Here is a 19,026-nt window from a genome sequence, read left to right on the forward strand (position 1 = left end):
TAAATACCCTGTTTTTAAGCGGTTAAGATTTTTGATGAAATGTGAATAACAATATGCTAGAATATAACAACTAAATTTGTTTTTCTACTCAGAAATTGGAATAGCAATATAAAATCGTTTTCTCCTAATTATAACTATAGAATTTCTTGGGAAGTTATGAGCAGCAAAATGAAGATTGTGAACAACCAAAAGTGATATAGTTTTTAAGAATTACTATTAACATATTATTGTTAACCATTGTTAAGTAAATATTAAAATAACAAGAGTATCAGTTCCTTATAAATATATTAACCTGTTAACAAGTCTATCTAAAATGTTGGTATCTCAAAAACCTATTTTTATTAAAAAAAGTTATGCTAGAAGTTAACAAGCTATAATCACCAACAGTTTTAATTTTTTAAAAAGAAGAAAACAAATGAATATAATATAAGTGTTTATAACTTCAGTTTTAAAGCAGTCAGCTTAAAAAAAGTTTCTAATAGAATTTAAAAAAAATACTTAGATTAAATTTGTAATCATATTCAGTAAAACCTAATTAATATACTGTAAATGAATTATTTATAATTTAAATTATAATAATTGAAGAAGAATAAAACAATCTAAATGTTATATAAGTATGTGATTTCTAGTAAGTATTCTTCACATAACTTTGTGAGGTAATATTTACTGAAGGATAAAGATCCAGATTACTTCTTTGATTTAGTGTTTTATTTATAATAGAAAAAACACTTAAGATTCCCAAGAGAAATATAAGATAGAATAAAAGCGAGATTTTAGTTGACTTATTCATTAAAATCACTTTTTCTTACAAATATGTGGGGAAATTTTGAAAGATATGTTATATTAAAATTAAGAAAATTTTATGAATTAGAAAATAAAATAGTTAATTTTTTTATAGCTAAATATCTGAATATCAAAAGAAGTTAATTAAATTTCTTTACCAGTCCGTATTTAGGGGCTTAACAAAACTTTATTGATAGATTAATTTAAAGTCACATTTTAACTGTAATTTTATAGCTTATTAAGATTTATGAATAGAAAGAATAAAGGATCAAAACCAAGGAACGAAGGAAATCTTTCCAAAAGTATCCTGGATATATTAAGAAAATCTCCAAGCACAAGCTTTAACTACAAACAAATTGCTGCAAAACTAGATCTTACAGATGCTAGTTCCAGGAATCAGATAATTAGGAATTTAGCACAATTAGCCGCTAAGAAGCAGATTGAAGAAGAAGAAAAAGGAAAATTCAAGATGGCTGGAAACCCCGAATATTATCAAGGTAAACTTGATATGACAACAAAGGGATTCGGTTATGTTGTAGTTGAAGATATGGAAGAGGATATTTTTATTCCAGCAAATGCCTTGAATAAAGCATTGAATGGGGATGAAGTGGAAGTTTACATATATAATAAAAGAAAGAAAAGAAAATCTGAAGGAGAGATTGTTCGCATCGTTAATAGGAAAAAAACTGAATTTGTTGGTGTTTTACAAATGCAGCCAAACTTTGGGTTTGTTGCAATACAAGACCCTAAAATGTATACAGATATTTTTGTTCAAAAGAATAAAATGCTGGATGCCCAAGATGGAGATAAGGTAGTTGTAACCATGGAGGACTGGCCAGAAAAGGCAGATTCTCCCTTTGGAAGCATCAAACAAGTTTTAGGTAAACCAGGAGAGCATCATACAGAAATGCATGCTATTCTTGCACAGTATGGGTTGCCACATGAATTCCCTAAGGAAATTGAGGATTTTGCAAATAATATAGATACTTCTATCAACGAAGACGAAATTAAGAAACGTAGAGATCTTAGGGACACTCTAACTTTTACCATAGATCCAAAAGATGCAAAAGATTTTGATGATGCCTTGAGTTTTAAAAAGCTGGATAATGGCAATTTTGAAATAGGAATTCATATTGCAGATGTTTCCCATTACTTAAAACCTGGAACTATTTTGGACGATGAAGCTTATGAGAGAGCAACATCTGTATATTTAGTAGACAGAGTAGTACCAATGTTACCGGAGGTTTTATCCAATAATGCATGTTCTTTGAGACCGAATGAAGAAAAATACACTTTTTCTGCATTGTTTGAAATAGATGCTAAAGGATATGTGAAAAGCGAATGGTTTGGTAGAACAGTAACTTTATCTGATGAGCGTTTTGCTTATGAAGAAGCTCAACATATCATTGAAACTGAAGAAGGAACTATTCCCACAGAGATATCAATTCGTGAAGACGCATATAACGTAGGAGATAATATCGTAGATGCGGTTGTAACTCTTAATGATCTTGCAAAGCAAATGCGTGTTAGGCGTATGGCAGATGGTGCCATTTCTTTTGATAAAGTTGAAGTAAAATTCAATTTAAATGAAGAAAATGAACCTGTCGGAGTGTTTTTTAAAACTTCCCAAGAAGCCAATAAACTGATTGAAGAATTTATGCTGCTGGCTAATAAGAGGGTAGCACAGTTCATAGGAAAACAAACACCAAAAAAGACCTTTGTTTACAGATGCCATGATGAGCCGGACGAGTCTAAATTAAACACCTTACAAACGGTGATTTCTAAATTTGGATATAAGATCAACTTAAAAGATAAAGCTTCTATCTCTTCTTCTTTGAATAGTCTTTTAAGCGATGTTCAGGGAACAAAAGAGCAAAACTTGGTAGATACCCTTACTATTAGAACAATGAGTAAGGCTTATTATAGTACTAAGAATATAGGACATTACGGATTGTCTTTTGATTATTATTCACATTTCACTTCTCCTATTAGAAGATATCCAGATGTAATGACGCATAGATTATTGCAAAATTATTTGGATGCAAAACCTTCTGCTAAAGAGGAGGAATACGAAGAAAAATGTCATCATAGTAGTGAAATGGAGAGCTTAGCTACTAATGCAGAACGTGATTCCATAAAATTCATGCAAGTGAAGTTTATGTTAGATCATAAAGATGAAGAATTTTTAGGAGTGATTTCTGGTGTTACAGAGTGGGGAATCTATATAGAAATTGTTTCTAATAAATGCGAAGGAATGGTGCGTCTAAGGGATATTAGAGATGATCATTACGATTTTGATGAAGATCAGTATGCAATAGTTGGTAGAAAAAATAAGAAAATGTACCAATTAGGGGATGAAGTATATATTTCTGTTAAGAATGCAGATCTAGTAAGAAGACATCTAGATTTCAATTTAATAGGAAAGAAAGAACAAATTGATTAATGATGAAATATATTATATTATTAATTCTATTTTCTTGGGCAGCTACAACATTTGCTCAGGAAATAACACTGGAGTTAGATAATTTTACCGAGGTCGAGGTTACAAAAGGGCTTAAGGTAAACCTAACTCAAGCTGAAGAAAATAAGGCAATTATAACTGGTAGTAGTCGCAATAATGTAAATCTAAAGGTTAAAAACGGAGTACTAAAGGTGAGTGTAGATTTGGATCATCTTTGGAATGAAGATAACACTATTGTAAACATCTATTTTAAGCAGTTATTAAAGGTTGAAGCAAAACAAAATTCAAAGATCGATATCTGTGGTAAACTTTCACAATCAATGTTTAATATCAGAGTTCAGGAAGGAGCAGATGTAAAAGCAAAAGTAGAATTAGTAAATTTGTATGCTAGTGTTGTAACTGGAGGGAATCTCTTTATAATTGGTACTGCAGCAAAACAGGAAATAGATGTAAAAGCTGCGGGCGATTTTAAGGGGGAAAATCTAATAGGAACAGATGTTAAGGTAAGTATTTCTGGTGGGGGAACTGCTAGTATATTCTCTAAAGCCTATGTAAATGCAAAGGTAAGAGCGGGAGGAACCATCTATGTGTATGGAAATCCTAATAAAATAGACGAAACGACCACCTTTGGCGGAAACATTAAGAAGATAAATTAGAAAGTTATCTTTGTGAAAATCTATTAGTTTTATGGTGCAAGATATTTTGGCTGCAATACCAATGGGAATCTTTTTAGCATTCTTATTAGGTCCTGTTTTCTTTGTGTTGCTGGAAACTGCTGCATTAAAAGGTTTTAGGGCAGCTATTTCTTTTGATCTAGGTGTTATTCTTGCAGATATAGTTTTTCTTTTAATAGCATATTTAAGTACTTCTAAACTTTTATCTACATTAAAAGATGATCCTGGATTATTTATTTTTGGAGGGATGATTCTTGGTACATACGGGATAATGTCCTTTATACAAACCAAAAAAGCTATTACGGTAGAAGATGATACTCCAGAGGTAAGAAAGTTAAGCAGAAGTGATTATTTTGGTCTTGCAGCCAAAGGTTTTCTATTGAACTTTATTAATATTGGAGTTCTAGGATTTTGGCTGGGACTTATAATTGTATTTGGTCCTACCTTAGATATGGAACCAAACCGTATTACTATTTTCTTTTCTACTGTTCTAGGAACCTACCTTTTCCTTGATATATTTAAAATACTACTCGCTAAAAAATTAAACAGAAAACTTACACCAGGGCGTATTTTTAAGATGAAAAGAGCGATAAGTATACTTATGGTGATATTTGGAGGTATTTTAATTACCAGAGGGATATTCCCTAGGAAAATTGAACGCCTTCAAGATCAAATAGAGATTTTAGAGCCTGAAAATGTGGTCTTTTATATTGATAAAAATGACCATTCCAAAGAATAATCTTAAACATTCAATTCTAAGAATTTTTAAATTTCGAAGCATAAAAAAAGCTCCCTGTTAAGGAAGCTTTTGGAGGCATCGAGCGGATTCGAACCGCTGTACGAGCTTTTGCAGAGCTCTGCCTAGCCACTCGGCCACGATGCCATTAATTTAATGGTTGGCAAATGTAATAAAAAATATCTGTTCGCCCACAAGTTTCTATCTCGATTTAGTACTGGAAACAGTCACCATTCCAACATCACCGCCAATAGGAGGGTTTATCTTAGAAACATCTACACGTGCTTTTTCCACCAGTTCCAGCTCTTCAAAGACCCGTTTCAGAATTCTTTCAGCAACGGTTTCCAACAACTTTGTTCGTATAGCCATTTCTTCCTTAACGATCTTATTTAGATGCACATAGTCTATCGTATCACTCAAAGAATCCGTCTGTGCAGAGTGGGTTAAATTTCCTTTTACCATGAGATCTACTCGGTAATCACTTCCTATTTTTCCTTCTTCATCTAGACAACCGTGGTAAGAGAAAACCTTGATGTTTTTTAATGTTATTTTACCCAAAATATTTTTTTACAAAGGTAGAGCAGCAGCCTATATTATTGAGTATTTCTGAAGAAAATTCAACTTAAGGGTTAGCTTTTCTTATAAAAGCTGAATTCTAAATCCAAATTCCTATTTGAATATACATTCTAAACCTCTAGATAATGGATTTTCCGTGGTAATTTTTGATAACTTTGCGGTATATTTTGAAATATAATTATGTCTGAAGTAAAAAAGTCTCTCAATTTTATTGAGCAAATTATTGAAGAAGATCTTAAAGTGGATTATACTGAACAAGAACTTAAATTTCGATTCCCACCAGAACCAAATGGATACCTCCATATTGGCCACGCCTCTTCCATATGTTTAAATTTTGGTTTAGGAGAGCGATATAATGCCCCAGTGAACTTAAGGTTTGATGATACGAACCCTATAAAAGAAGAGCAGGAGTATGTAGATGCTATAAAGGAAGATGTGGTTTGGTTAGGTTTTAAATGGGACAAAGAGTGTTATGCTTCAGATTATTTCCAACAATTATATGATTGGGCTGTAGAGCTAATTAAGTCTGGAAATGCATATGTAGATAGCCAGTCTTCGGCAGAGATCGCTGAACAAAAAGGTACTCCCACAGTTCCTGGCTCAGAAAGTCCATATAGAAACAGATCTGTTTCAGAAAATGTGGAACTTTTCGAGAAAATGAAGAACGGGGAAACTCCAGAGGGAGCTCATGTTTTAAGAGCTAAAATAGATATGACTTCTTCTAACATGATAATGAGAGATCCTGTAATGTATAGAAGTTTGCATAAAAAGCACCATAGAACCGGGGATGATTGGAAGATTTATCCAATGTACGACTGGGCTCATGGGGAAAGTGATTTTATAGAAAGTGTATCTCACTCTTTCTGCACATTAGAGTTCTTACCACACCGTGAATTATACAATTGGTTTATAAGTAAGATAAGTAATAATGAAGATTTTATTCCGAAGCAAAGAGAATTTGCTAGGAGAAACCTAAGTCATACTATTGTAAGTAAACGTAAACTATTACAATTGGTAGAAAATAAGGTGGTGAATTCTTGGGACGATCCTAGAATGCCTACTATTTCTGGTTTTAGAAGAAGAGGCTATACACCAACTTCTATTAGAAAATTTGCAGATACTATTGGGATTGCTAAAAGAGAGAATATTATTGATGTTTCACTTTTAGAATTCTGTATTCGTGAAGACCTTAATAAGATTGCGCCTCGAGTAATGGGAGTATTAGATCCGGTAAAGCTTGTTATTACTAACTATCAAGACGGAGAAGAATGGCTGGATACAGAGAATAATCCTGAAGATGAAAATGCGGGTACTCGAAAAATACCTTTTTCAAAAGAACTTTACATAGAGCGTGAAGATTTTAAAGAGGAGGCAAATAGAAAATTCTTTAGATTAACATTAGGAAAAGAGGTTCGTTTAAAAAGTGCATATATTATAAAAGGAGAAAGTGTAGTAAAGGATGATGCAGGAAATATTTTAGAAATTCATTGCACATACGATCCTAAAAGTAAAAGCGGGAGTGGTACCGAGGAGTCTTTGCGTAAGGTTAAAGGAACATTACACTGGGTTTCTATACCTCACGCTATAAAAGCGGAAATAAGACTGTATGATCGTTTATTTACGGTTGCAGCACCAGATGCAGATAAAGAAAAAGATTTCATGGATTTTATCAATCCAGATTCACTTCAAGTGATAACAGGTTACGTGGAACCTAGTTTAAAGGATGCTAGTGTAGCCGATAAATTTCAATTTCAAAGAATAGGATATTTTTGTATAGATAAAGAAAGTACAAAGGAAAACCTTATCTTTAATAGAACAGTTACATTGAGAGATTCTTGGGAAAAAATTAGTTAAAACAAATCTCACGGTAGTGTATTAAGAATACTTTAATAAAGTAACTTTACATATTAACCGGTTATTAACAGGAATGTTTTGTGGTTTAACTTAAATTTGTAGAATTAATTATAAAAACCAGAAAATTATGGCAAATACAGGGAATACACTTTTAGCATTAATAACAGGAGCTGCAATAGGAGCTGCAGTTGGATTATTATACGCTCCAGAAAGCGGGGAAGAAACAAGAAACAAATTGAATAAGGATGCTAAGAAGGCTCAAGATAAATTCAACAAAAAATATAAAGAGACAAGTTCTAATCTTTCCTCTAAAGCTAAACAAGCTAAGTTAGATTTTGAAACTCGTTTAGAATCTACTTTATCTTCAGCTAGTTTTAAAGCAGACGATATCTTATCTGCATTAGAATCTAAATTAGAAGACCTAAGAACGCAAAACGCAAAACTGCAAAAAGACGTTAAGGTAGAACAAGCTAAGACAACAGCTAATAAAGCAGTAGTATAAGCCTATGGCATTTGAAAAACTAACCAACAGCATAAACGATCTTAACGATAATGTTCGTGATCTTGCCAAAAGCAGTACCGAATTTTATAAACTTGATCTCTATAAAAAAATCATTAAAGGGGTTATATCTTTGGTGAATATGATGTTGCTAGGTTTTATATGTCTAATTGCTTTGTTGTTTATCTCTATTGCATTAGCACTCTTAATAAGCCATGCGCTTAGAATTCCCAGTGCCGGATTCTTTATAATTGGTGCATTGTATCTTTTGATATTCATATTTATATGGTTCTTCGGAAAAAAACATATAGAGAAAATCATTTTGATAAAATCTTCGAGAACCTTCTTTAACGACTAAATAATTTTTATGAAAGAGTATAGTTCATTTGAAGAAATAGACCGGGATTTGAAGATTTTGAAACTTCAAAATCAGATAGATAAAGAAGAAATCCGTCTTAGTGTGCAGCATACCAAGGAAAGTCTATCTCCAATTTCATTGCTTGGTGGCTTAATAGGTTCTATTGCACAAAAAGCATTTGTTTTAAAAGCAGTATCAAAAATATTTGGACTGAAAAAAGTAATAACTTCAACATAATTCCAAAAAAAATTAAAAGGCGGATATTCTAATGAGCATCCGCCTTTTTCTATTAAAAATAATACGTTCTATTCTATTTCTTCTTCTCTATCTGGAGTATCTCTTTTTCGTTTTGGTTTCGGTTTTTCCGCTAATATTTTAGCATTCTTCTCCCTCATAGCTTCTCCAATCTGGTTGGATGCAGTAAATGATGCAATCATATTATTCAGCATATCGCTTCCTGCTTGCGGGGAGTTAGGTAATAATATTAAATTACTATGTGTAGATTCTCCAATGGATTGCAAGGTGTCATAATGCTGCGTCACGACAATAAGCGCTGAAGCTTCTTGAGAATTTATCCCTACATTATTTAATACATCTACACTTTCTTCTAGTCCTCTTGCAATCTCCCGGCGTTGATCTGCAATCCCTTGTCCCTGTAAACGCTTACTCTCTGCTTCGGCACGAGCCTTAGCAACGATTTTTATACGTTCTGCCTCTGCAATATACTCTGCGGCTACTTTCTCTCTCTCTGCTGCGTTAATTCGGTTCATGGCAGCCTTTACCTGAGAATCAGGATCTATATCTGTAACCAAGGTTTTAATAATATCGTATCCGTAATCCGACATTGCCTGATTTAGCTCTCTTTTAACGGCTATAGCTACATCATCTTTTCTTTCAAAAACATCATCTAATTTCATTTTTGGAACTTCAGCTCGAACAACATCAAATACATAAGCAGTAATCTGGTCATGTGGGCTTTCAAGTTTATAGAAGGCATCGTACACATTGGTTTTTATAACCTGAAACTGTACAGAGATCTTCAGTTTCACAAAAACATCATCTTTGGTCTTTGTTTCTACTAAGACATCTAATTGCTGAACCTTTAAGTTTATTCTACCTGCGATCTGGTCAATAATCGGAACTTTAAAATGTAACCCGGAATTCCGAATACTTCTATATTTTCCGAAGCGCTCCAAAATTGCAGAAGTTTGTTGTTTTACTGTAAATATCCCTGTAAAGAGAATGATAAAGGAAAAAACGACTAAAATGGGGACTAAAACTGTTGCTATCATATAGTTTATATAAATTTTGAAAGCTTAAGATAGCAATATTTAGGCTAGATTTACTTTTAAAGTTATTTATCATGCGCTATTTTTATCTGTTTTTGTTCATTATAATTTGTTCAATTTTTAATCCACTAGCTGCCCAAAGACGTAATTCTCCTGGAGATAGTTATAATAGGTTAGGGGCACAGGCCGGACTTACTTATGGAAGAATAGATAGCGATCATTTTAATACCAATAAGACTACGGGGTTTATGGGAGGTTTGACCACACGGGCTAATGTTTATAATAATTTCTTAGTTGTGTATGGAGTAAACTTTTATTCCATGAAATCCGGGATCATGGGTCATCCTCTAAGTAGTAATGAATTAGAAAACATCGAATTTCAGACAACAGGAGTGCAATTAAATTTATTTGCTGGCCATAAGATCATAAAAGAGTATTTAAGCATAGAGGCGGGGCCAGTTCTTCAAGTGAACAGCAAATGGGAAGTAGACAACCAATTTAAAGATCATCTAATAGAAGATTATTATTTTACGGCGCAAGACCTGGAAGAGGTTTCAAGAGTAAATTTAAATCTTGCAGCGAGCTTGTCGGCTGGGATTGCAGATGTAAAATTGTGGTTTCAATATCAATATGGAGTAAGTAATTTTCTAAAGAATTTAAACGAAGGAGATCTTCAAAATAAAGACTCCCGCGCAGCAAATCTAGAAGGTCATCTAGGCATGGCAACTGCAGGAGTTGTTTATTATTTCTAAAAAATTTTATTGCTTAGCTAAGAGAGATTTTAATCTTTTAACTGTTTCTTCTTTTCCTATAAAAGCAGAAATATCAAATACATCTGGTCCTTGTAAAGATCCCACTAAAGCAATTCTAAAAGGCTGCATTACTTTTCCAAAGCCTATTTCATTAGATGTGATCCATCCTTTGATATTATCTTGGACATTTTCTTTAGTATAATCTGAAGTTTCAGATATCAATTGGATTAGTTTCTCTATAATTATAGCAGTATCCTCTTTCCATGCTTTTTTCAAAGCTTTTTCATCATAAGAAGTAGGGCTTACAAAGAAATAGCTTCCTAATTCCCAGAAATCAGTCACAAAGATTGCCCGTTCTTTTAAAAGGGCAATTACTGAAGTTGTATAATCTAATGTTGCTGTAACACCTTTATTTTCTAAGATCTTCAAAAAATCCTTTGCGAGTATTTCGTTATCGGTTTTCTGAAGGTAATGTGCCTGAAACCATTTGGTTTTTTCAGGATCGAACTTAGCACCAGATTTATGCACTCTAGAGATCTCAAAAGCCGAAATCAACTCTTCCAATTCAAAAAATTCTTCCTCTGTCCCTGGATTCCAACCTAAAAAGCTCAGCATATTAACCACGGCTCTAGGATCGTAATTCTCTTCTCTATACCCAGAAGAGATCTCCCCAGATTTTGGATCTTTCCATTCTAAAGGAAATACGGGAAAGCCCATTTTATCTCCATCACGTTTGCTTAATTTTCCTTTTCCCTGTGGTTTCAAGATCAAAGGCAAATGCGCGAATTTTGGTGCATCCCAATTAAATGCACGATATAATAAATAATGTAATGCTAAAGAAGGCAACCATTCTTCCCCACGAATTACGTGAGTGATTTCCATTAAATGATCGTCTACAATATTAGCAAGATGATAAGTAGGTAAACCATCGCTCTTAAAAAGCACCTTATCGTCTAGTATGCTAGAATCTACCTGCATATTTCCACGAATCTCATCTGTTAATTGTAAAGTTTCGGCTTCCGGTGACTTAAATCGTATTACGTAATTCTCTTTAGCATCTAATCGTTTCTGAACTTCTTCAGAAGAAAGCGCAAGAGAATTTTGTAATTTCAATCTATTATGCCAATTATAGATAAAGGTTTTTCCTTTTTCTTCATGATCTTTTCTATGAGCATCTAAAGCTTCTGAAGTATCAAATGCATAATAAGCATCTCCAGTAGAGATCAGTTTTTCAGCATATTCATAATACAAATTTGCTCGTTCACTTTGTCTATAAGGTCCAAATCCACCATCTTTCCCGGGGCCTTCATCAAAAGGAATTCCACACCAATTTAAGGCTTCAACTATATATTGCTCTGCGCCTTCTACAAATCTATTCTGATCTGTATCTTCTATACGCAAAAGGAAATCTCCTCCATGTTTCTTAGCAAATAAATAATTATATAAGGCTGTTCTTACTCCTCCAATGTGTAAAGGTCCTGTAGGACTTGGTGCAAAACGAACTCGTACTTTAGCAGACATAAAATTGTAATTTTAACGGCAAAGATAACCGATTCTTAATGGAAAACCCACCAATTTAAGCCTGTCCTATTAATTGCCCGGATAAATTTAAAATGCTGAAAACACCGCTAGATAAAGTAAAATGAAATTTGTAGTTTTAAGAGAAGGAAAAGTAGGGGGGTAATCATGGAGGAATTTAGTGTTATAAAACAAAAGCTGACAGCATTTATTAGACGGTATTACCTGAATAAATTATTGAAAGGTAGTATTTTGTTCTTTTCTGTTTGGTTGTTATATAGCATTATTATTTTGCTGATAGAATATTTTTTATGGCTTGCTCCGCCTTATAGAAGTTTGTTGTTTTGGGGCTTCATTCTATTTTCAAGCCTGCTCTTTTTTAGATTTATACTCTGGCCTCTGGCAAAACTCTTTAAGTTATCCAAAGGTTTAGATCTCACAGCTGCTTCTATTCTTATAGGAAAACATTTTCCTGAGGTAAATGATAAACTTCTAAACGTACTTCAGCTTGAAAATTCCTCTGAACAATCTGATCTGTTGCTCGCAAGCATTTCACAAAAGTCAAAAGAACTGAGTCCTGTTCCCTTTAAAACTGCGGTCAATTTTAATACAAGTCTTAAATATTTGAAATATGCGGCCTTTCCGGTTTTAATAATCTTAGCCATTATTTTCACCGGGAATTCTTCTATTTTTTCTGAAAGTTATACTCGGGTAGTGCATTATAATACTGCTTATGAGGCACCGGCACCATTTTCTTTTATAATTAATTCAAGTGAGTTGGTGGTTGAAGAAGGCAAGGATTTTAATCTAGAAGTCCAGACCATTGGGAATCTTATTCCTGAAACCGTTGCCATTCACTTTAATGAGGAAGAATATTATTTGAAGAATTCTTCGCTGAATTCTTTTCTGTACTCCTTTGAAGGATTAAAAGAAGATGTAGAATTCTATTTTAGCGCCAATAATGTTACGTCCAGAACTTATAAAATCCGCGTTATCCAAGTCCCAAAATTACTGGATTTTGAGATGAAGCTCAATTTCCCTGCTTATTTAAGAAAGGAAAATGAAATAGTAAAAGGAACAGGGAACGCAACGGTGCCAGAAGGGACAAAAATTTCGTGGGTTTTAAAAACCCGTGCTACAGACGACGTCACGTTTAAAACTAAAGACAGCATTCTGGGTTTTGAGAAAAATGCTTCGGAATTCAAATATTCAGATAAGATCTTTTCTCCGCTGCAATATTCCATCAACACGTCTAATAACAATGTAAGGGATTATGAATCTTTAAAATATGCTATTGACGTTATAAAGGATCAATATCCGCAAATAGATGTTCAGCATAAACAAGATACAGTTGCTACAGATGTTAATTATTTCTTCGGAAAAGTGTCTGATGACCACGCTATCACAAAGGTAAATATGGTTTATTACACTGAAAACAAAAGTGATGATAGTCAAAAAGTGCCGATTCCCATTGTTAATCAGAATATTGGAGAATTTTTATATACGTTTCCGGGAAATTTAGAATTAGAACAGGGAACTAACTATGCTATCTATTTCGAAGTATTTGATAATGATGGAGTTAGGGGTTCTAAATCTACTAAGACTGAAGTTTTTAGCCTCAGAATAAAATCTGAAAAGGAATTAAGTGCTGAAAAGTTAAATCAGCAAGGAGAATCTATTCAGGGAATTTCAGAAAGTCTTGAAGAAATGCAGGAATCGAATAAAGAATTGGAAGAATTGTCGAGAATTAAAATAGAAAAAAATCAGCTAAATTATAGTGATAAAAAGAAGCTAGAAGAATTTTTGCAACGGCAGAAAGAGCAAACAGCAATGATGAAAAATTATTCTGAAAAGCTTAAAAACACCTTTGAAGATAAAACTGGTTCCAAAGAAAACAAAAAGTTTGAAGAAGAACTTAAAGACAGGTTAGATAGAAACGAAGAACGTTTGCAGGAAAACGAAGCCTTGTTAAAAGAACTACAGGAGTATGCCGATAAGATAAGTGAGGAGGACTTGTTAGATAAATTGGAAAAACTATCCAAACAGAATACCGCTGAACAAAAAAACCTTGAGCAGTTACTGGAACTTACCAAACGTTATTATGTTCAGGAAAAGACTCAGAAACTGGCAAGAGATATTGAAAGAGCAGGAGAAAAGCAAGAGAATTTGGCAAAGCAAGATTCTTTGAATTCTTTGGAAGAACAAGAAAAGTTATCTGAAGATTTTCAAGAATTTAAGCAGGAAATGGATTCTTTGGAGAAAGAGAACAATGCACTTAAAAAGCCTTTTGATTTAGATAGAGAGACAGAAGAAGAACAGGAAATCCAAGAAGAGCAAAAGAAAGCGGAGGATCAATTAGAGCAGAACAATAAAAAAGCCGCAAAATCTCCTCAGAAAAAAGCAGGAGAGAAGATGAAAGAAATGAGTACGAAAATGAAGTCTGCTCAAGCTAGTGCTCAAGGAGAACAATTAACTGCTGATATTGAAACCATGCGACAAATTTTAGATAATCTCATGGTGTTTTCTTTTGAACAGGAAGCATTGATGCTCAATTTTAAAGGCATTAGAATTAATAATCCAGCCTATCCTAAACAATTGAAAAAGCAACAAGTTCTTAAAGAACACTTTGAACATATAGATGATAGTTTGTTTGTGCTTGCCATGAATAATCCTATGATCACAGAAAAGATCACTACCAAATTAACTGATATAGAATTTGATATTAACATGGCATTGGAGCGACTTGCACAAAATGAACTCCCGCAAGGAACCGCTAGCCAACAATACGTAATGACCAATACAAATGAATTGGCCAATATGCTTAGTGAGGTTTTGGGCAATATGCAAGAAATGGCAAATTTAAGTCTCTCTCCAAATGGAAGTGGCCAAGGAATGCAGTTGCCTGACATTATTAAAGCTCAGGAAGGACTGAACAAGGAAATGGAAGAAGGTCTTAAAGAAGGCGAAGGAAAACCAAAACAGTACGGTAAAGATAAACCTGGAGAAGATGGTGATGATGGCAAGGATGGAGATAAGGAAGGGCAAGGAGAGGGTGAAGACAGACTAGGAGAGGAAGGAAGTGCTAAGCTGTATGAGATCTTTAAAGAACAACAACAATTACGGCAGCAACTGGAAGATAAATTAAGAGAGGCGGGCCTCGATAAAAAGAATGCTGATGTGTTGAGTGAAATGGAGCGCATAGAAAGACAGCTTTTAGAGAAGGGTTTCACCAAAGAAACTCTAAGTAGGATGAATCAAATTCAGCATAGATTGCTTCAGTTAGAAGAGGCTGTAAGAGAGCAGGAAGAGGAGGAGCAAAGAACTTCAAAAACAAACCAGGAAAACTTCAAAAACAGTACTCAGGATCAAAATCTTAGAGCCAAAGAATATTTTAATTCTACTGAAATTTTAAATAGACAAAGCTTACCTTTGCGGCAAATTTATAAGACTAAAGTAAAGAGGTATTTTGAATCTGTCGAAAATTAATTTTTATTCTGAAAACGAATTTGTACTTGAGGATGAAGCAAGATATGCTTCATGGATTGAGAGCGTAATTACTTCTGAAGGAAGGACTCTGGAAGAAATTAGTTATATTTTTTGTAATGATGAATATCTCCTTAAGATCAACATTGAATATCTAGATCACGATACTTATACAGACATTATAACTTTCGATTATTCTGCGGGTAAAATTTTGCAGGGTGAAATATATATAAGTACAGAGCGTGTTCGTGAAAATTCTGAAACATTTAATGTAAAGTTTGAAGATGAATTGCGACGAGTATTAAGTCATGGGATTTTACACCTTAGTGGCTACAAAGATAAAACAGAAGAGGAAGCTGCTCTTATGAGAAGCAAAGAAGAGGAAAAAATGAAATTGTTCCACGTGGAACAATCTTAAAAAAAGAGATTTATGTTTAGTGAAATATATGATGTAATTGTTGTTGGAGCAGGTCACGCTGGGAGTGAGGCCGCTGCTTCTGCTGCTAATATGGGTTCTAAAACCTTATTGGTAACTATGAATTTACAGAATATAGCTCAAATGAGTTGTAATCCCGCAATGGGAGGAATTGCAAAAGGTCAGATAGTTCGTGAGATTGATGCTTTAGGCGGATATAGCGGATTGGTTAGTGATACTAGTGCAATTCAGTTTAAAATGTTGAATAAATCCAAAGGGCCTGCAATGTGGAGTCCAAGAGTGCAAAGTGATAGAATGATGTTTGCAGATCACTGGAGGTTGCGATTGGAAGGAACACCAAATCTAGATTTTTATCAAGAAATGGTAGCTGGATTAATCGTAGAAGGTGGTGCGGTAGTTGGAGTGAAAACAGCGCTTGGATTAAAGATAAAAGGAAAATCTGTTATTCTTACCAACGGTACATTTTTAAATGGATTGATACATATTGGAGATAAGAATTTTGGCGGAGGTAGATCTGGAGAAAGAGCTTCAACAGGAATAACAGAAGAGCTTATCCAATTGGGTTTTGAATCTGGTAGAATGAAAACAGGAACTCCTCCTAGAGTAGATGGGAGATCTTTGGATTATTCTAAAATGGCTGAGCAACCCGGTGATGTGAAACCTTCTAAATTCTCTTATTTAGATGATACAAAACCTCTAACAAAACAAAGATCTTGTTATATGACTTACACTTCTCCGGAAGTGCACGAGTTGCTTAAGGAAGGTTTTGACAGGTCTCCAATGTTTAATGGGAGAATACAAAGTGTTGGGCCGCGTTATTGCCCTTCTATAGAAGATAAGATCAATAGATTCGCAGATAAAGACAGGCATCAGTTGTTTGTAGAGCCAGAAGGTTGGAAAACTTGTGAGGTATATGTAAATGGCTTTTCTACTTCTTTGCCAGAAGATGTTCAATTTAAAGCATTGCGTTCTGTTGTTGGTTTTGAAAAAGTGAAATTCTTTAGACCAGGTTATGCAATAGAATATGACTATTTTCCACCTACACAATTAAAACACACCTTAGAAACAAAGCTTGTAGAAGGTTTATATTTCGCTGGCCAAATTAACGGAACTACAGGATATGAAGAGGCAGCCTCTCAAGGTTTAATGGCGGGTATTAATGCTGCCTTAAAAGTTCAAGAAAAAGAGCCGTTTATTTTAAAAAGAGACGAAGCTTATATCGGAGTTTTGGTAGATGATCTTATTACAAAAGGAACAGAAGAACCTTATAGAATGTTTACTTCTAGAGCAGAATATAGAACCTTACTAAGACAAGATAATGCCGATTTTAGACTTACTCAAAAATCGTTTGATCTAGGTTTAGCTTCAGAAAAACGTCTCCGCAAGATGGATGAGAAGAAGCAAAAATCTTTAAGTTTTGTAGATTATTTACATGATACTAGTGTTACTCCAGAGTTCTCAAACCCAGTTTTAGAAGCTAAGGATTCGGCTCCAATGAAACAAAGCGATAAGATATTTAAGATCTTTTCAAGACCAAACATCACGATGGAAGATGTGATGGAATTCCCTGGAGTAAATCAATTTATTTCTGAGAACGAACTGAATGAGGAGATGCTAGAGCAAACCGAAATTCAGGTAAAATATGCTGGATATATAAATAAGGAAAAGAACAATGCAGACAAATTGCATAGGCTAGAAGATATTAAAATTCCGCAAAACTACGATTATTCCAATATTAAATCCATGTCTTTTGAAGCTCGGGAGAAATTAAATAAAATTCAACCTGTAACAATTTCCCAAGCCTCAAGAATTAGTGGAGTTAGCCCAAGTGATATTTCTGTGCTTCTTGTCTATATGGGAAGATAAATTGTTTCACGTGGAACAATCTGATTTTTCCTCTATATTTAGCATTTAAAATGTCTTAAAAAATTTCCATATTTGTGAATAGTTCCAATCAAAAAAACGTAAACACTATTTATATCACTTGTAAGGATCATACAGTTTCTGGAGAAGAATTTGAATTGATATTAGATCCAGAAATGCATCTTCTAGTCACTACTCCAAAACCAGATCTAGACCAATTACCTTCCTATTATAAAAGTGAAGATTATATTTCCCATACCGATTCTCAAAATTCCATTACCGATAAAATTTATCAAAGCGTTAAAAAACGAATGCTTGTTAAAAAGTTAAGTTGGATAGATTCTCATTTTCCAGTGCAGGGAAAACTATTGGATATTGGAGCGGGGACAGGTGAGTTTTTATTGAGTGCAAAAAATAATGGTTGGAAAGTTAAAGGGGTTGAACCAAATCAAAATGCCAGAACGCTAGCAAAACAAAAAGGGATTAAATTAGTTCAAGATTCCTCTAAATTTAAAGCTGAAAAATTTGATGTAATTACTATGTGGCATGTTTTTGAGCATGTCTACGATTTAAAGAATCAAATTATAGAATTAGAACAGCTTCTAAAAAAAGATGGGTTATTGATTATTGCCGTTCCAAATTTCAAAAGCTATGATGCTTTATATTATAAAGATCATTGGGCAGCTTTTGATGTGCCAAGACATTTATGGCATTTTTCCCGTAAGAGTTTCGAAAAACTTTTTAGCGGCACCTCTTTTTCTCAGTTTGATGAAAAACCTTTATTGTTTGATTCATTTTATGTGAGTCTTCTTTCAGAAAAATACAAGACTAAAAAGAGTAATTTCTTAAAAGCTTTTTTTATAGGACTAAAATCCAATCTAAAAGCAAAAAAGTCTTTAGAGTATTCTTCGATTGCCTATTTCTTCAGAAAATCGATCTAAAACTTAATTTGGAGCTATTTCAGAGCGAAACTCACACGCAGCTAGATAATTGTGGTCACTAAGAGGAAAAACTCATTAAAGCCCTCTATACCCCCTTGATTTTGATTGAAATAATTTATTTTTCAAAATTTTACTATAAGATTTGCCTATTATAGGTAATAGAGATTATTTTTTTCTTTTTTTCCATTGATACTTTATTACTTTTGCGCCAAACAAAATTTATATTATGAAGAAATTATTATTGGTTGTTTTAATTGCAGCCGGACTTACAAGTTGTACTGAACAAAAAACAGCTTATGTAGATACAACCAAAATTATTAAGGAGTATCGCGAAATGAAAGAAGTGGAAGAGGAATTCACTTCAAAATCTGATAAGGTTAAAATCGAGCTAGATTCTTTGGCTCAAAGTTTTCAAAAAGAAGTGCAAGAATACCAAGCGAACATGAATGGAATGTCTACTGCACAAAGACAAGAAAAGGAACAAGAATTAATGGCTAAGCAACAAACCATCCAACAGCAACAACAAACGATGGGGAACCAGCTGCGTCAAGAAAGCGATGTTGTAATTGATTCTATTGTAACTAAAGTGAAGGAATACGTAAAGGAATACGGTAAGGATAACGATTATACATATATTTTCGGGTCTAACGAGTCTGCAAACATCATGTATGCAAAGGATGGTTTAGATATTACTGAAGAAATTCTTGAGAAATTAAACGAGAGTTACGAGAAATAGCAATTTCCTAATTCCCTAAAACAAAAAAGCATCGGTCTTATTGAGATCGATGCTTTTTTGTTATTGG

16 protein-coding genes and 1 tRNA gene are annotated in these 19,026 nt (G+C 33.7%); 13 read left to right on the forward strand and 4 right to left on the reverse strand.

Annotated elements, in window-relative coordinates; translation table 11 throughout:
• Nucleotides 1-1,030 precede the first annotated feature (1,030 nt).
• The 3 genes from rnr to H033_RS0102120 are packed head-to-tail and all read left to right on the forward strand — an operon-like array spanning nt 1,031 to nt 4,657.
• Nucleotides 1,031-3,226, forward strand: a complete 2,196-nt coding sequence (gene rnr, locus H033_RS0102110; RefSeq protein WP_026836857.1) for a ribonuclease R — start codon at nt 1,031-1,033, stop codon at nt 3,224-3,226.
• Nucleotides 3,226-3,900 carry a head GIN domain-containing protein gene (locus tag H033_RS0102115; protein ID WP_026836858.1) on the forward strand — a complete coding sequence of 225 codons (675 nt, stop codon included), beginning with the start codon at nt 3,226-3,228 and terminating at the stop codon, nt 3,898-3,900. The genes rnr and H033_RS0102115 overlap by 1 nt, the downstream gene beginning before the upstream one ends.
• A gap of 31 nt (nt 3,901-3,931) precedes the next feature.
• The gene (locus H033_RS0102120) at nt 3,932-4,657 is read left to right on the forward strand and encodes a LysE family translocator (RefSeq protein WP_026836859.1); all 726 of its coding nucleotides are present in this window, start codon (nt 3,932-3,934) and stop codon (nt 4,655-4,657) included.
• Between the two features lie 70 nt (nt 4,658-4,727).
• Here H033_RS0102120 and H033_RS0102125 read toward each other — a convergent pair.
• Both H033_RS0102125 and folB read right to left on the reverse strand, forming a co-directional pair.
• A tRNA-Cys gene (locus tag H033_RS0102125) sits at nt 4,728-4,801 on the reverse strand.
• 54 nt (nt 4,802-4,855) lie between these two features.
• Nucleotides 4,856-5,212 (reverse strand): dihydroneopterin aldolase, encoded by a 357-nt coding sequence (folB, locus tag H033_RS0102130; protein WP_026836860.1) that lies wholly within the window; start codon nt 5,210-5,212, stop codon nt 4,856-4,858.
• A gap of 198 nt (nt 5,213-5,410) precedes the next feature.
• Between folB and H033_RS0102135 the strand changes: the two genes are divergently transcribed.
• From H033_RS0102135 to H033_RS0102150, 4 genes are all read left to right on the forward strand, one after another.
• Nucleotides 5,411-7,084 carry a glutamine--tRNA ligase/YqeY domain fusion protein gene (locus tag H033_RS0102135; protein WP_026836861.1) on the forward strand — a complete coding sequence of 558 codons (1,674 nt, stop codon included), beginning with the start codon at nt 5,411-5,413 and terminating at the stop codon, nt 7,082-7,084.
• Nucleotides 7,085-7,211: 127 nt separating this feature from the next.
• A complete protein-coding gene (locus tag H033_RS0102140) occupies nt 7,212-7,586 on the forward strand; it encodes a YtxH domain-containing protein (RefSeq protein ID WP_034886011.1) in 375 nt (124 codons plus the stop codon).
• A 4-nt stretch (nt 7,587-7,590) separates the two neighbouring features.
• On the forward strand, nt 7,591-7,941 hold the full coding sequence (locus H033_RS21145; protein ID WP_081661793.1) for a phage holin family protein: 351 nt from the start codon (nt 7,591-7,593) through the stop codon (nt 7,939-7,941).
• 9 nt (nt 7,942-7,950) lie between these two features.
• On the forward strand, nt 7,951-8,178 hold the full coding sequence (locus tag H033_RS0102150) for a DUF6327 family protein (protein ID WP_026836863.1): 228 nt from the start codon (nt 7,951-7,953) through the stop codon (nt 8,176-8,178).
• A 68-nt stretch (nt 8,179-8,246) separates the two neighbouring features.
• On the opposite strand, the gene H033_RS0102155 is transcribed toward H033_RS0102150, so the two are convergent.
• Nucleotides 8,247-9,233 (reverse strand): SPFH domain-containing protein, encoded by a 987-nt coding sequence (locus tag H033_RS0102155; protein ID WP_026836864.1) that lies wholly within the window; start codon nt 9,231-9,233, stop codon nt 8,247-8,249.
• 71 nt (nt 9,234-9,304) lie between these two features.
• Here H033_RS0102155 and H033_RS0102160 point away from each other — a divergent pair, with 71 nt between their 5' ends.
• Nucleotides 9,305-9,982, forward strand: a complete 678-nt coding sequence (locus H033_RS0102160) for an outer membrane beta-barrel protein (RefSeq protein ID WP_026836865.1) — start codon at nt 9,305-9,307, stop codon at nt 9,980-9,982.
• A 6-nt stretch (nt 9,983-9,988) separates the two neighbouring features.
• On the opposite strand, the gene gltX is transcribed toward H033_RS0102160, so the two are convergent.
• Complete coding sequence (gene gltX / locus H033_RS0102165) at nt 9,989-11,503, reverse strand: glutamate--tRNA ligase (RefSeq protein WP_026836866.1); 1,515 nt, start codon at nt 11,501-11,503, stop codon at nt 9,989-9,991.
• 165 nt (nt 11,504-11,668) lie between these two features.
• Between gltX and H033_RS0102170 the strand changes: the two genes are divergently transcribed.
• The 5 genes from H033_RS0102170 to H033_RS0102190 all read left to right on the forward strand — a co-directional run bounded on the left by H033_RS0102170 (nt 11,669) and on the right by H033_RS0102190 (nt 18,959).
• Complete coding sequence (locus H033_RS0102170) at nt 11,669-14,986, forward strand: glutamyl-tRNA synthetase (RefSeq protein ID WP_026836867.1); 3,318 nt, start codon at nt 11,669-11,671, stop codon at nt 14,984-14,986.
• Nucleotides 14,967-15,401, forward strand: coding sequence for an rRNA maturation RNase YbeY (ybeY, locus tag H033_RS0102175; RefSeq protein WP_026836868.1), 435 nt, complete (start codon nt 14,967-14,969; stop codon nt 15,399-15,401). The genes H033_RS0102170 and ybeY overlap by 20 nt, the downstream gene beginning before the upstream one ends.
• 12 nt (nt 15,402-15,413) lie before the next feature.
• Nucleotides 15,414-17,285, forward strand: a complete 1,872-nt coding sequence (gene mnmG, locus H033_RS0102180) for a tRNA uridine-5-carboxymethylaminomethyl(34) synthesis enzyme MnmG (RefSeq protein WP_026836869.1) — start codon at nt 15,414-15,416, stop codon at nt 17,283-17,285.
• 74 nt (nt 17,286-17,359) lie between these two features.
• A complete protein-coding gene (locus H033_RS0102185; protein WP_051227733.1) occupies nt 17,360-18,223 on the forward strand; it encodes a class I SAM-dependent methyltransferase in 864 nt (287 codons plus the stop codon).
• A gap of 226 nt (nt 18,224-18,449) precedes the next feature.
• Nucleotides 18,450-18,959 carry an OmpH family outer membrane protein gene (locus H033_RS0102190; protein WP_026836871.1) on the forward strand — a complete coding sequence of 170 codons (510 nt, stop codon included), beginning with the start codon at nt 18,450-18,452 and terminating at the stop codon, nt 18,957-18,959.
• The last annotated feature ends 67 nt before the right edge of the window (nt 18,960-19,026 follow it).

Origin of the sequence: Gillisia sp. JM1, assembly GCF_000424645.1 — a bacterium.
Lineage (GTDB): Bacteria > Bacteroidota > Bacteroidia > Flavobacteriales > Flavobacteriaceae > Gillisia.